The sequence below is a fragment of the Mesorhizobium sp. LjRoot246 genome (assembly GCF_964254115.1).
Lineage (GTDB): Bacteria > Pseudomonadota > Alphaproteobacteria > Rhizobiales > Rhizobiaceae > Mesorhizobium.
In genome coordinates this window covers 4,013,677-4,027,154 of the sequence record NZ_CAXUSN020000001.1, presented here as the reverse complement: position 1 = coordinate 4,027,154, position 13,478 = coordinate 4,013,677, and the positions used below count along the sequence as shown (strand labels likewise).

At 63.2% G+C, this 13,478-nt stretch carries 12 protein-coding genes; 6 read left to right on the top strand and 6 right to left on the bottom strand.

All coding sequences use genetic code 11. The features are described from left to right. Nucleotides 1-102 precede the first annotated feature (102 nt). On the top strand, nt 103-1,560 hold the full coding sequence (locus tag ACSQ3L_RS19485; protein ID WP_436161423.1) for an NCS1 family nucleobase:cation symporter-1: 1,458 nt from the start codon (nt 103-105) through the stop codon (nt 1,558-1,560). Between the two features lie 61 nt (nt 1,561-1,621). Here ACSQ3L_RS19485 and ACSQ3L_RS19480 read toward each other — a convergent pair whose 3' ends face one another. From ACSQ3L_RS19480 to tpiA, 5 genes are all read right to left on the bottom strand, one after another. Then, nucleotides 1,622-2,167 (bottom strand): DUF1697 domain-containing protein, encoded by a 546-nt coding sequence (locus tag ACSQ3L_RS19480; protein ID WP_436161422.1) that lies wholly within the window; start codon nt 2,165-2,167, stop codon nt 1,622-1,624. Between the two features lie 17 nt (nt 2,168-2,184). Next, a complete protein-coding gene (locus ACSQ3L_RS19475) occupies nt 2,185-3,822 on the bottom strand; it encodes a CTP synthase (protein WP_436161421.1) in 1,638 nt (545 codons plus the stop codon). A 243-nt stretch (nt 3,823-4,065) separates the two neighbouring features. Then, nucleotides 4,066-5,193 carry a L,D-transpeptidase gene (locus ACSQ3L_RS19470; RefSeq protein ID WP_436161420.1) on the bottom strand — a complete coding sequence of 376 codons (1,128 nt, stop codon included), beginning with the start codon at nt 5,191-5,193 and terminating at the stop codon, nt 4,066-4,068. Nucleotides 5,194-5,404: 211 nt separating this feature from the next. Further along, a complete protein-coding gene (gene secG, locus ACSQ3L_RS19465) occupies nt 5,405-5,869 on the bottom strand; it encodes a preprotein translocase subunit SecG (RefSeq protein ID WP_436161419.1) in 465 nt (154 codons plus the stop codon). Nucleotides 5,870-6,038: 169 nt separating this feature from the next. After that, entirely contained in the window at nt 6,039-6,806 is a 768-nt protein-coding gene (gene tpiA, locus ACSQ3L_RS19460; protein WP_436161418.1) for a triose-phosphate isomerase, read from the bottom strand. Between the two features lie 144 nt (nt 6,807-6,950). Between tpiA and ACSQ3L_RS19455 the strand changes: the two genes are divergently transcribed. The 5 genes from ACSQ3L_RS19455 to ACSQ3L_RS19435 all read left to right on the top strand — a co-directional run bounded on the left by ACSQ3L_RS19455 (nt 6,951) and on the right by ACSQ3L_RS19435 (nt 12,456). Then, nucleotides 6,951-8,843 (top strand): SurA N-terminal domain-containing protein, encoded by a 1,893-nt coding sequence (locus ACSQ3L_RS19455; protein WP_436161417.1) that lies wholly within the window; start codon nt 6,951-6,953, stop codon nt 8,841-8,843. Then, complete coding sequence (trpD, locus tag ACSQ3L_RS19450) at nt 8,840-9,850, top strand: anthranilate phosphoribosyltransferase (RefSeq protein WP_436161416.1); 1,011 nt, start codon at nt 8,840-8,842, stop codon at nt 9,848-9,850. The genes ACSQ3L_RS19455 and trpD overlap by 4 nt, the downstream gene beginning before the upstream one ends. 3 nt (nt 9,851-9,853) lie before the next feature. Further along, nucleotides 9,854-10,702 (top strand): indole-3-glycerol phosphate synthase TrpC, encoded by an 849-nt coding sequence (gene trpC / locus ACSQ3L_RS19445; RefSeq protein ID WP_436161415.1) that lies wholly within the window; start codon nt 9,854-9,856, stop codon nt 10,700-10,702. A gap of 66 nt (nt 10,703-10,768) precedes the next feature. Next, nucleotides 10,769-11,251, top strand: a complete 483-nt coding sequence (gene moaC / locus ACSQ3L_RS19440) for a cyclic pyranopterin monophosphate synthase MoaC (RefSeq protein ID WP_436163483.1) — start codon at nt 10,769-10,771, stop codon at nt 11,249-11,251. Next, a complete protein-coding gene (locus ACSQ3L_RS19435) occupies nt 11,251-12,456 on the top strand; it encodes a molybdopterin molybdotransferase MoeA (protein WP_436161414.1) in 1,206 nt (401 codons plus the stop codon). Before moaC ends, ACSQ3L_RS19435 begins: the two co-directional genes overlap by 1 nt. Before the next feature lie 47 nt (nt 12,457-12,503). On the opposite strand, the gene ACSQ3L_RS19430 is transcribed toward ACSQ3L_RS19435, so the two are convergent. Then, nucleotides 12,504-13,334, bottom strand: coding sequence for an alpha/beta hydrolase (locus ACSQ3L_RS19430; protein ID WP_436161413.1), 831 nt, complete (start codon nt 13,332-13,334; stop codon nt 12,504-12,506). Nucleotides 13,335-13,478: the final 144 nt, after the last annotated feature.

The following is a 13,478-nucleotide window of genomic DNA, read 5'->3' as shown; positions in this document are numbered from 1 at the left end:
CCAAAGCCGGCAAATGGATCGGTTGCCGGTTCCCCCGCGTCAGGCTTAACCTGCACGGTCATCGCGTGGAGGCGCGTGGCCAATCAAGGGGAGGATATTGCAGTGACCATAGAAGGCGCATCACCTGATCTCTACAACGAGGACCTTGCCCCAGCTAAAGTTCGAAACTGGGGACCATTCTCGATCTTCAACGTCTGGACGTCGGACGTCCATAGCCTCTGGGGCTACTACCTCGCCGCCAGCCTGTTTCTGTTCTGCGGCGGCTTCGTCAATTTCATCATCGCCATCGGCATCGGCTCGCTGATCATCTATGCGCTGATGAACATGGTCGGCTATGCCGGCGTGAAGACCGGCGTGCCCTACCCCGTGCTTGCCCGCGCCTCTTTCGGCATCTGGGGCGCCAACATTCCGGCACTGGTGCGGGCCGTGGTCGCCTGCTTCTGGTATGGCGCACAGACTGCCGCCGCCTCCGGCGCCATCGTGGCGCTGCTGATCCGCTCGCAATGGTTTGCCGATTTCAACGCCAACACGCATTTCCTCGGTCATACCGGCCTGGAGGTGATCTGCTTCGTGGTCATCTGGGCGCTGCAACTGCTGATCATCCAGAACGGCATGGAAACGGTGCGCCGGTTCCAGGACTGGGCCGGTCCCGCGGTGTGGGTGATGATGCTGATCCTGGCGATCTATCTCTGCGTCAAATCCGGAAGATTTGCCTTCACCAGCGACATCCCGATGGATGTGCTGCTGGACAAGACCAAGGATGCGGGCGTACCAGGCACGCCGGGATCGTGGACGTCGCTGTTTGCGGTGGCGGCGATCTGGGTCACCTACTTTTCCGCGCTTTATCTCAATTTCTGCGATTTCGCCCGTTACGCGCCGGACAAGGCATCGCTGCGCAAGGGCAACATCTGGGGCTTGCCGATCAACCTGATCCTGTTTTCGCTGGTTGCCGGCGTCACCACCATTGCCGCCTTTGACGTCTATGGCGAAGTGCTGCTGCATCCCGACCAGATCTCGGCGAAATTCGACAGCTGGTTCCTCGCTGCGCTCGCAGCCTTGACCTTTGCGGTCGCAACCCTCGGCATCAACGTCGTCGCCAATTTCGTGTCGCCGGCCTTCGACTTCTCCAACGTCTTCCCCAGACAGATCGACTTCAAGAAGGGCGGCTATATCGCGGCCGTCATCGCACTCGTGCTCTATCCCTTCGCACCGTGGGAAGGCAGTGCCGCTTCGTTCGTCAACGTCATCGGCGCGACGATGGGGCCGATCTTCGGCGTGATGATGGTCGACTACTACCTGATCCGGAAGGGTGAGGTCGACGTCGAGGCGCTTTACAGGGAAGACGGCGAGTTCCGCTTCCAGGGCGGCTGGCACGTCAATGCCTTCATCGCCGCCGCCATCGGCGCCATCTTCTCGTCGATCTTGCCGAATTTTACCAACTGGCTGCCGTCCTGGTGGGGCGTCTATGGCTGGTTCTTCGGCGTGGCAATCGCCGGCATCATCTACTACGTGCTGCGCAGCGCCGCTTTGGGCGCAGGCGCGAAGACGGCAAAGGCTTGAAAATGAGGCAGTAGGCAGTAGGTGCTAGGGAGTAGAGAACTGCTTCCCTACTGCCTACTGCCTACTGCCTACTGCCCACCATCTCAGCCAGTCTGCGCACGGTGTTCCAATTGCGCGAGGTGCCGATACCCATGCGCTTGTGGCTGGTCGCCGCAAGCAGCCGCGAACTTGGCCTCGCGCGCGAAAAGACGACCCAGATGTCACCGCCGACCGACACAACCTTCTCGTCCTCGGCGACATAGGCTTGAAGCGCCGCTACGGCATCCACCTGCACCGGCTGGCGCATCACGCGCACGGCCACCTGGTCGCCCGCCTCGGCGGATTCGGCCGGGAACGGATTGCCGGCGGCAAGCTTCAGCCAGTCCTGGGCACCGCGCACGATGATATCGACATGGCGGCCGAAGGTCTTTTCGAAGGCTGCTTCCAGCCGCTGTTCCAGATCGGCAATGTCCGTTGCCGGCGCCTCGAACAACAGGTTGCCTGTCGCCACCAGCGTGCGCGGGTTGTTCAGCCCGAGCTGTTCCGCCATGGCCTTGAGATCGGCCATGACGACCCGGCGCCCCTCGCCCAGGATGATGCTGTAGAGCAGCGCGACATAGGTCTGCATTGCCGCTAATCCGGTCGCTACACCAGCCGGCTCTGCTCCACCGCCGCCTCGATGAAACTGGCGAACAGCGGATGCGGGTCGAGCGGCCGGCTTTTCAGTTCCGGGTGATACTGCACGCCGATGAACCAGGGATGGTCTGGATACTCGACCGTTTCCGGCAGCACGCCGTCGGGCGACATGCCGGCAAACACCAGGCCGCAATCCTCGAGCCGCTCCTTGTAGTCGACATTGACCTCGTAGCGGTGGCGATGGCGCTCGGAAATCTGCGTGTCGCCATAGATCTCGGCGATCTTGGAGCCCCTGGCGAGCTCGGCCTGATAGGCACCGAGCCGCATCGTGCCGCCGAGGTCGCCGGTTTCGCGGCGCTTTTCCAGCATGTTGCCTTTCAGCCATTCGGTCATCAGGCCGACGACCGGTTCCTCGGTCGGGCCAAACTCGGTCGAAGATGCATGCTCGACGCCGGCCAGCGACCGCGCCGCCTCGATGCAGGCCATCTGCATGCCGAAGCAGATGCCGAAATACGGCACCTTTCGCTCACGCGCGAATTTCGCCGCCAGGATCTTGCCTTCGGAACCGCGCTCGCCAAAGCCGCCGGGAACCAGGATACCATGCACCTTTTCCAGCCAGGGCGTCGGATCCTCCTTTTCGAAGATCTCCGATTCGATCCAGTCGAGCTTGACCTTGACGTGGTTGGCGAGGCCGCCATGCGAGAGCGCCTCGATCAGCGATTTGTAGGCATCCTTGAGGCCGGTATATTTGCCGACCACGGCGATAGTCACCTCGCCTTCCGGATTGTGGATGCGGCTGGATACCGCCTGCCAGGGCTCCATGCGCGGCTTCGGCGCTGGATCGATGCCGAAGGCGGCCAGCACTTCCGAATCGAGCCCTTCCTTGTGATAGGCCATCGGCACATCGTAGATATGCGACACGTCGAGCGCCTGGATCACGGCACTTTCGCGCACATTGCAGAACAGCGACAGTTTTCTGCGTTCTTCCTTGGGAATAGCGCGGTCGGCGCGAACCAGCAGGATATCGGGCGCGATGCCGATGCCGCGCAGTTCCTTGACCGAATGCTGGGTCGGCTTGGTCTTCAGTTCGCCGGCCGTCGGGATGTAGGGCATCAGCGTCAGATGCACGTAGACGGCGTTATTGCGCGGCAGGTCGTTGCCGAGCTGGCGTATAGCTTCCAGGAACGGCATTGCCTCGATGTCGCCGACCGTGCCGCCGATCTCGCACAGCACGAAATCATAGTCGTCATTGCCGTTGAGGACGAAATTCTTGATCTCGTCGGTAACGTGCGGAATGACCTGCACGGTGGCGCCGAGATAATCGCCGCGCCGCTCGCGCTCGATAATGTTCTTGTAGATGCGGCCGGTGGTGATGTTGTCCTGCTGATTGGCGGAGCGGCCCGTGAAGCGCTCGTAATGGCCAAGATCAAGATCGGTTTCGGCACCATCGTCGGTGACGAAAACCTCGCCGTGCTGGTACGGCGACATCGTTCCCGGATCGACATTGAGGTAAGGATCGAGTTTTTTGATGCGTGCGCGATAGCCTCGCGCCTGCAGGAGAGCCCCAAGGGCCGCTGCGGCAATGCCTTTTCCAAGTGAGGAAACCACGCCGCCTGTGATGAATACATATCGCGCCATGGGAGTCATCGCTTAACGCGGCCGGATTGATTCCGCCAGAGAAAAAACCACCGCGAAGGTTTTTTCCCAAGAAGGCGCTTGGACCATGATCCCGAAAAGTGGAATCCGGTTTTCTCGGACAAACGGTTTCCGTTTGTCTCGGACAAACGATTTCCGTTTGTCTCGGGGATCATGACCGAACAGGCTCGATCGTGAACAGGGCAAAACAAAAGGGCCGGCTGAGCCGGCCCTTTCGGCAGGATGACGAAAACGTCAGATGATGACGACCTTGGTGCCAACCCTGACGCGGCTGTAGAGGTCCATGACGTGCTCGTTGATCATGCGGAAGCAGCCATTCGAGGCGCTGGTTCCGATCGACTGCGGCGCGATGGTGCCGTGGATGCGCAGATGCGTGTCCTTCTTGCCGTCATAGAGATAGATGGCGCGTGCGCCGAGCGGATTCTGGCCACCGCCGGGCATGCCGTCCTTGTACTGGCCATAATGCTTCGGCTCGCGCTTCTGCATGTCCAGCGTCGGAATCCAGCGCGGCCATTCCTGCTTGTCGCCGACCGCAACCGTGCCCTTGAACTGCAGGCCCTCGCGGCCGACCGCAATGGCGTAGCGGCGAGCGGTGGAGGACGATTCGACGAGGTAGAGGCGGCGCGCGCTGGTGTCGATGACAATGGTGCCGGCATCGTAGCCGCTGAATTCCACGTCCTGCGGCACGAATTCCGGTTTCACCTTGAACTGCTTCTTGGCTTCCCTCTTGGCGAGAACCTGGTCGAGAGCTCGGGTCTCGGGAAGATATGAAATCGACGACCCGGACGTGGTGCCGCCGAAGAGGCCGGCGAACAGGCCGCCGCTGCTGCTCGGCTGCTTCTGGCCGATAACCTCGCTGCGCAGCTCGCCATTGTTGCCGGTCAAGGCGACGTTCATGGCCTCTGCCGGAAGCGGCTCGGCCGACTGGATTGGCGCGATCGGTGCGATTGGCTCGATGATCTTGGCAACCAGCTTCTTGGCTGGCTTGGCATCGGCCACCTCGGCTGCTGGCGCGCTCTTGCCCCTCTTGGCGAGGAACGCCTGCCGTTCAGCGTCGGCCCTGGCCTTGGCCGCCTCGCGCATCGCCAGTTTCCTGGCTTCGAGCGCCTTGGCTTTGGCGGCTTCCTTGTCGGCAACGATCTTGGCTTCGATCTTCTTGATCTGGGCGAGGTCGTCCGGGGTCGGGTTTTTCTTCTTCTTGAGAAGCTTCAATTGCGACGCATCACTCTTGACGGCGACATTGATGGCGCCGGTTTTCTCAACTGAAGGTGCGGCCATATTTGCCGGCGCGCCGGCGAAGGCTGGGGAACTCATGCCGAGTGCGGCGCAAAGTCCCAGGAAAATGAAGCTGCGAAGCTGCATGGCGAAGATCCGATCGTTCTATGCTTGTTGCCCACGGCGTCGCCCAGCGCCCCCCAAGGGCGCCGGAAATGCCGCGCGCAATCTATAGTCGAATAAGCGCGGGGGCCTCAAGCGCGAGGCCGCGCCTCACCCAGTGGAATCTTCGTGATCTTGCTGCATTTGCCGCGACTGTGTTCAAACGAGCACAGATCGCGGCTTCAGGCGCCAAAGACTACTGATTCGGGACCTGCGGGGTCGCCGGTGCGGCGGGGGTCGTGCCGTTGGTCGTCGGCGGCGTCGAACCGGCGGCAGGTGCCGTGGCCGGGCCAGTCGCCGGAGCCGCGGCGTCGTTGCCGGACGGCGGCGTCGGCGTGGTGCTGCCGGCGGGCGCAGGGGTGGTCGTGCCGGGCAATTGGTTGAGCACGCCCTTGCCGTCCGATGCTGCGGGCACGCGGTCGAGGATGTCGGTCGGCTTCTCGCCGTAGCGAGCGACGATCGACAGTGTCAGCGACGTGGCGAAGAATGCGGCCGCCAGGATCGCCGTCGCACGTGTCAGCGCATTGGCCGCACCGCGCGCGGTCATGAAGCCGGAGCCGCCACCGATGCCAAGGCCGCCGCCTTCGGAACGCTGCAGCAGCACCACGCCGACAAGGGCGAGCACGACCATGAGATGGATGACGATCAGTACGGTTTCCATAGTTTATCCTGGCAAGGCCTTGCCCGGCCGCGGATACGGCCGGTGAATTGGAGGCGGCTCAATACAATGCTTTGATGGCATTTCCAAGCCCGTGGCCGGAATATGGGAAGCAACGCCTTCTTTGCAACGATTTCCAGCGCCGGGAGCCCGTCCGGCGTGGCGAACATCTTCAACCGATGTTGCGATAAGCCTCGGCGATACCGAGAAAATCCGCCGCTTTCAGGCTGGCGCCGCCGACCAGCGCGCCGTCGACATTCTTGACGCCCAGCAGTTCGACCGCGTTTGAGGGCTTGACCGAGCCGCCATAGAGAATGCGTACCTTCGCCGCGACGCTGCCGAGCTTTTCCGATAGCTTTTCGCGGATATGTGCGTGTGCTTCGGCCACATCGGCGACGGTCGGCGTCAGGCCGGTGCCGATCGCCCATACCGGCTCGTAGGCAATGATGGTGTTGGACGGTGTGGCGCTTGGCGGCACCGAGCCGTCGACCTGCCGCGACAGCACGTCCAGCGTCGCGCCCGCTTCGCGCTGCTGATGCGTCTCGCCGATGCAGATGACGGCCACAAGCCCTGCACGCCAGGCGGCGGATGCCTTGGCCTGGACCGTCGCGTCATCCTCACCGCGTTGCTCGCGGCATTCGGAATGGCCGACGATGACATGGCTGGCGCCCGCGTCCCTGAGCATTTCAGCCGAGATACAGCCGGTGTAGGCGCCGCTCTCCTTGGTGTGGCAATCCTCACCGCCGGCATGCACCGGCGTACGCGACAGGATCTCGGCGGCGTGCGCAAGCAGGGTTGCGGGAACGCAGACCAGCGCTTCGGTCTCCGCGTCAAGTCCGCTCATGAAACCGTTGCCGATCATCCTGAGCTCATTGAGCGAGGCACTGGTGCCGTTCATTTTCCAGTTGCCGGCGACGAGCGGGCGAATTCCTGGCGTCATGGTTTGCTTCTCCGGGCGATATCGGGGCTCTGGCCCTCACTACCAAAATCAGGCCACAAAGCAATCGACAGTGGACCGGAAGGGCGCTATTGCGCTTGTTTCAGACTCGGCGCATGCGAAAATGCGCATAAATCGGAAGTAAAAATGCTTGGTATATTGAGAAGCGCGGCAGGCACCTGGGTCGCGAAGGGGCTGTTGGTGCTGCTGGTGCTCAGCTTTTTGGTCTGGGGCGTTTCCGGACGGCTGATGGGCGGTCTCGCAGGCCATGATTCGGTCATTACCGCTGGCGGAACCAAGGTGTCGATCAACGAATACCGTCTCGCCTATAATCGCCAGCTCGCGGTCATGTCGCAGCAGTTCGGCCAGCGCCTCAGCCACGAACAGGCAAAGGCGCTCGGCATCGATAACCAGGTGCTGGCTCAGCTCGTTTCGTGGGCCGTCCTCGACGAACAGGCCCGCAAGCTGGGTCTCGGCCTTTCCCAGGACCGGCTGGCCGACCTGACGCGTGAGGATCCGGCCTTCAGGGGGCCTGGCGGCCAGTTCGACCGAAAGGCGTTCGACTACGTGATGCAGCAGATCGGCATGCGGCCAAAGGATTATCTGAAGAACCGTGCCCAGGAGGTGGTGCGCCAGCAGATCGTCGAGGCGGTCTCGGACGGCCTCAAGGCCCCGGACACTTTCTTCAAGGCGGTTGCGCTCTATCGCGGCGAAGACCGCACCATCGACTATCTGACGCTGCCCAAGGCACTGGTCGAGCCAGTCGAGGCGCCGTCCGACAGCGTGCTTTCGGCCTATTTCGAAGCCAACAAGAAGACCTACGCGGCACCCGAATACCGCAAATTCTCCTATGTCCGCCTTGAGCCGGTCGACATCATGGATACGACCGCCGTCACCGACAGCCAGGTCAGCGACGACTACAACAAGAACAAGGCCCGCTACACCACGCCGGAACTGCGCACCATCGAGCAGCTTGTCTTCAAGACGCCGGACGCGGCCAAGGCCGCGCTCGATTCGCTTAAGGCCGGCGCCACTTTCGACAAGCTCGTCACGGCGGAAGGCAAGACCCCCGCCGACACGCTGCTCGGCACGCTGTCGAAGGACAAGATCGCCGACAAGGCGGTCGCCGACGCGGCCTTCGCGCTCAATGCCAATGAAGTCAGCCAGGTCGTGCAAGGTGCCTTCGGCCCGGTGCTGCTGCGCGTCACCGAGATCAAGCCCGAGGTGGTGAAACCGCTGGCAGAAGTGTCCGACCAGATCCGCAAGGATCTGGCGCTGGGCGAGGCAAGCCGCATCCTTCTGGATGTGCGTGACAATTACGAGGACACCCGCGCCGCCGGCGGTTCGCTGGCCGACGCCGCCACCAAGCTGAAGCTGAAGGTCGTCACGATCGATGCCATCGACCGCAGCGGGCTGCGGCCCGACGCAAGCATCGTCAAGGACCTGCCGCAATCGCCGGAGCTGATCAAGGCGGTCTTCGACGCTGAACCCGGCACGGAGAACGATGCCTTGACCACCGCCGACAATGGCTTCGTCTTCTATGAGGTGGCTTCCATTACGCCGGCTCGCGACCGGACGCAGGACGAGGTTCGCCCAAAAGTCGTCGCCGACTGGACGGCGGCCGAGACAACCAAGCGACTTGCCGCCAAGGCCGATGAGTTGGAAAAACGGCTCAAGGCCGGCGCCACGCTCGACGTCATCGCTGGCGAGTTGAAACTGGAAAAGCAGACCAAGCGCGGCGTCAAGCGCGAGGCCGACGACGTCGATTTCGGCAAGGAGGGTGCGGCTGCGATGTTCGGCGTCGGCGAAGGCGGCACCGGCCTGATCCCCTCGCCCACCGGTGACGGGCAGATCCTGTACAAGGTCGCCGAAGTGTTCGAGCCGGCCGGGGCCGATGCCAGCTCGGTGCCGGATGACGCACAGAAATCCTTCACCTCCGGCATGTCGGAAGATCTGCTCGACCAATTGGTGGCGCAGTTGCAGACGCAATACGACGTTCGCATCGATCAGGCCGCAGTCGCCCAAGCCTCGACAAGATGAGCGCGTTGAAAACCCATATCGCCAAGGTTGCGACCGGAACCGCTCTTTCCTTCGAGGAAGCGCGCGAAGCCTTCGACATCATCATGTCGGGCGACGCGACGCCCGGCCAGATCGGCGGCTTCCTGATGGCGCTGCGCGTGCGCGGCGAGACGGTGAGCGAGATTTCCGGCGCTGTCGCCACCATGCGCGCCAAGATGCTGCGCGTCGACGCCCCCCCTGGCGCCATCGATATCGTCGGCACCGGCGGTGACAACTCCCACAGCGTCAACATTTCGACGGCATCGGCCTTCGTCATCGCCGGCAGCGGTGTGCCGGTCGCCAAGCACGGCAATCGCGGTCTGTCGTCGCTGACCGGTTCCGCCGACGTGCTCGTCGCGCTCGGGGTCAAGATCGACATCTCTCCCGAATCGATAGGCCATTGCATCCATGAGGCGGGCGTCGGCTTCATGTTCGCGCCCGCGCACCATCCGGCGATGAAGCACGTTGGCCCGACCCGCGTCGAGCTAGGCACCCGCACCATCTTCAACCTGCTCGGGCCGCTCTCCAATCCGGCTGGCGTCGTCAGGCAGATGGTCGGTGTGTTCCTGCCCGAATGGATCCTGCCGGTGGCCGAAACGCTGAACGCACTTGGGGCCGAGCATGCCTGGGTTGTCCATGGCGACGGCTATGACGAGATCACCACCACAGGCGAGACGCATGTCGCCGAACTGATCGGCGGCGAGATCCGCAGTTTCACCCTGACCCCCGAAGCGGTCGGACTGGCGCGCCACAGCAAGGATGAGTTGCGCGGCGGCGACGCGGCCTACAACGCGGAGGCATTGCGCGCTATGCTGGGTGGCGCTGCCGGTGCCTATCGCGACACTGTGCTGATGAATGCCGGCGCCGGACTGGTGGTGGCGGGCAAGGCGACGACGCTTAGCGACGGCATCGTGACGGCGGCGCAAGCCATCGACAGCGGCCGAGCCCTGCAAGTGCTCGACAGGCTGGTCGAGATTTCGAACGGATAGAGCGTGTCTGACATTCTTCGCAAGATCGAGGCCTACAAGCGCAACGAGATCGCGGCGGCGAAGACACGTGTGCCGCTCGCCGAGATCAAGGCGCGAGCCAAGGATGCGGACGCACCGCGCGGCTTTCTTGCCGCACTCGAAGCGAAGCGCCAATCCGGCGCCTTCGCGCTCATTGCCGAGATCAAGAAGGCAAGCCCATCCAAGGGCCTGATCCGCGCCGATTTCGATCCACCGGCGCTGGCGCGGGCCTATGCCAAAGGCGGCGCCGCCTGTCTTTCGGTGCTGACCGATGCGCCGTCTTTCCAGGGCGCGCCGGAATTTCTCACCAGGGCGCGAGCCGCCGTCGCCCTGCCCGCTCTGCGCAAGGATTTCCTGTTCGATCCGTATCAGGTCTACGAAGCCCGTGCCTGGGGCGCTGACGCCATCCTGATCATCATGGCCAGCGTCGACGACGCACTGGCGAGCGAGCTTGAAGCGACGGCATTCGAACTCGGCATGGATGCGCTGATAGAAGTGCATGACGAGGCCGAGACGCAGCGCGCGCTAAAGCTATCGTCGCGGCTGATCGGCATCAACAACCGCAATCTGCGCACATTCGAGACCAGTCTCGACACCTCGGAGCGGTTGGCGACGATGGTGCCGGCCGATCGCTTGCTGGTCAGCGAGAGCGGCATTTTCTCGCATGACGACTGCCTCAGGCTGCAAAAGAACGACATCGGCACCTTCCTTGTCGGCGAGAGCCTGATGCGGCAACAGGACGTCACCACCGCGACCCGCCTGCTTCTGACAGGCAAGGCGCCAGATGCATCGGCCCGAAAATCGGAATCGATTTTCGGAGAGCACGATGCATAGATTCAAAGTGATAGAGCGTACTTTGTGCGTCCGAATGGACGCACGTCGCTCTATGGCCATCTGACGATGACATCAGGCCTCACCCATCTTGGCGCGCAGGGCGAGGCCAACATGGTCGATGTCGGCGACAAGGCGGAGACGACGCGCACGGCGATCGCCGAAGGCTTTGTCGCGATGCAGCTCGAGACCCTGAAGATGATCCTCGCAGGCAACGCCAAGAAGGGCGACGTGCTCGGCACCGCGCGCATTGCCGGCATCATGGCGGCGAAGAAGACGCATGAACTGATCCCGCTCTGCCATCCGCTGCTTCTGACCAAGGTTTCCGTCGACATCGAGCCCGACCATGGCTTGCCCGGCCTGAAGGTCACCGCGCTGGCGCGCGTCACTGGCAAGACGGGCGTCGAGATGGAAGCGCTGACCGCCGCTTCGGTCGCCTGCCTGACCATCTACGACATGGCCAAGGCGGTGGACCGCGCCATGGTCATCTCCGGCATCCGGCTGGTCGAAAAGACCGGCGGCAAGTCGGGCGACTACAAGGCGAGCGCCTGATGGCGTTGGTTCCGGTCGCCGAGGCGCTCGACCGCCTGCTGGAAGGCGCTGCGCCATTGGCCGGTGAAAGCGTTCCGCTCTTCGAGGCCGTGGACCGTGTGCTGGCAGAACCGGTCGTCGCGCTCCGCACCCAACCGCCTTTCAATGCTTCCGCCATGGACGGCTACGCGGCCCGCGCCGCGGATGTGGCGTCGGTGCCATCGAGACTTTCGGTGATCGGCATGGCGCCGGCCGGGCGTGGCTTCAGCGGTACGGTCGGCAAGGCACAGGCGGTGCGCATCTTCACCGGCGCGCCGCTGCCCGAAGGCGCAGACACCATCGTCATTCAGGAGAATGTCCGCGACCTCGGTAATGCCGACATCGAAGTGATCGAACCCACTGCAAAAGGACGCAACATCCGCCGCCTCGGCCTCGACTTTTCAACAGGCGACGTGCTGTTGGAAAAAGGTCGCGTGCTCGATCCGGCGGCGCTGTCGCTTGCGGCATCGGCCAACCATCCCCGGGTCAACGTGGTGAAACGGCCGCTGGTCGCCATCATCGCCACCGGCGACGAATTGTTGCCGCCCGGCAGCGAACTGGGGCCGGACCAGATCATCTCGTCGAATGCCTACGGCGTCGCCGCGACAGCACAATCGGTCGGCGCCCGCGCGCTCGATCTCGGCATTGCCGCCGATCGCAAGGAAGCCATCGCTGAATTGGTGCAGAAAGCGGTCGCGGCCGGTGCGGACGTCATCGTCACCTTGGGCGGCGCCTCGGTCGGCGATCATGACCTGATCCACGACGTGCTGACCGGCGAAGGCATGATGCTCGGCTTCTGGAAGATCGCCATGCGCCCCGGCAAGCCGCTGATGTTCGGCCGCCTCGGCGATATCAGGTGCGTCGGCCTGCCCGGCAACCCTGTGGCAAGCCTGGTTTGCTCGCAGCTGTTCCTGAAGCCGCTGCTGGCGCGGTTAGGCGGCCGCGATCATCGCCAGGATATGCGCACGGCGCGATTGGGCGCCGCAATGCGGGCCAACGACCTGCGTCAGGACTATGTTCGGGCCGTGGTCAAGGAAGATGACGGCGTGCTGGTGGCAACCCCGTTCGGCATCCAGGATTCCTCGATGCTGAGAATGCTTGCCGACGCCAATGGGCTGATCGTGCGCGCTCCGTTCGCCCCTGCAGCGGCTGCCGGCGAGGCCTGCAGCGTTTTGATGCTGCGCTGAGAAATCCCAGACAAGCGCTTCATAACAGAAGAGAAAACGATCCCGGCCTATTCCGAAATCAACGTCCGTGTCAGCGGATGCATCGGGTCGGCAAGGCCGTCGACGATGCTGAAATGATGCCGGTCGGGCTCGACCACGGCGCTGGTGGTGGCGCCGAGGCCGGTCCAGACGTTGGCGAGAAGCGCATTCTGGCGCAGGAATTCGGCGCGCTCACCGCCACCGGCCCAGCAGGTGATGCGGGCACCATCCATGGGCCGCAGCAGCGCTGGACTTTCAGCCAGCGCCTCCTCTTCGTCGATTGCCAGTGCCTTGTTCATTTCCGTGCGCATGATCGGACGCAAATCGTGGAGGCCTGAAATCGAGACGACATGGCGTATGCGCCGCGCCACATCGGCGGCCAGCGGCGTGGTCGTCGTCACCATTCGGGTTGCCAGGTGACCGCCAGCCGAATGTCCGGTCAGCATCAGCGGCCCGTCGACCATTGCCGCCGCCTTGCCGATCGCCGCGCCAACCTCCCGGACGATGCCGGCAAGGCGTATGTCCGGGCACAGAGTGTAGGACGGCATCGCAACGGCAAAACCGCTGCCGACCGCGCCATTGGCGAGGTGCGACCACAGGCTCTTGTCGGTCTCCAGCCAGTAACCGCCATGGACAACCACCACCAGCCCCTTGGGTGCGGCATCGGGAAGGAAAAGATCAAGCCGATTGCGCGGCCCGTCGCCATAGGCGATGTCGAGCCGTGCCCGGCCCTCCACCGAGAGCGTGTCACGAAATGCTCGCGCTGGCTCCGCCCACGCGGCCGGCCAGCGATCACTGCCGGCGATGTTCGCGCCGTTGGCATAGGCATCATCCCAATCGACGATGTGACGTTCGAGCATCCCGCCCTCCCCAAACCGGCATCACTTATGCGCTAGCAATGGTCATCGCCACACCATGCGTCAATGCTCCAGGGCAAAACATTTTAGGCTTGAAACAAATTTCGACTGGTGCGATCCTGCGCCAATGAACAGCCGACAATGGGA

Excerpts from the sequence above, each read along its gene's own strand:
- ACSQ3L_RS19480 (WP_436161422.1), bottom strand. The coding sequence starts at position 2,167 with ATGCAGACCTATGTCGCGCTGCTCTACAGCATCATCCTGGGCGAGGGG.
- ACSQ3L_RS19475 (WP_436161421.1), bottom strand. The coding sequence starts at position 3,822 with ATGACTCCCATGGCGCGATATGTATTCATCACAGGCGGCGTGGTTTCC.
- ACSQ3L_RS19470 (WP_436161420.1), bottom strand. The coding sequence starts at position 5,193 with ATGCAGCTTCGCAGCTTCATTTTCCTGGGACTTTGCGCCGCACTCGGC.
- secG (WP_436161419.1), bottom strand. The coding sequence starts at position 5,869 with ATGGAAACCGTACTGATCGTCATCCATCTCATGGTCGTGCTCGCCCTT.
- tpiA (WP_436161418.1), bottom strand. The coding sequence starts at position 6,806 with ATGACGCCAGGAATTCGCCCGCTCGTCGCCGGCAACTGGAAAATGAAC.
- ACSQ3L_RS19455 (WP_436161417.1), top strand. The coding sequence starts at position 6,951 with ATGCTTGGTATATTGAGAAGCGCGGCAGGCACCTGGGTCGCGAAGGGG.
- trpD (WP_436161416.1), top strand. The coding sequence starts at position 8,840 with ATGAGCGCGTTGAAAACCCATATCGCCAAGGTTGCGACCGGAACCGCT.
- moaC (WP_436163483.1), top strand. The coding sequence starts at position 10,769 with ATGACATCAGGCCTCACCCATCTTGGCGCGCAGGGCGAGGCCAACATG.
- ACSQ3L_RS19435 (WP_436161414.1), top strand. The coding sequence starts at position 11,251 with ATGGCGTTGGTTCCGGTCGCCGAGGCGCTCGACCGCCTGCTGGAAGGC.
- ACSQ3L_RS19430 (WP_436161413.1), bottom strand. The coding sequence starts at position 13,334 with ATGCTCGAACGTCACATCGTCGATTGGGATGATGCCTATGCCAACGGC.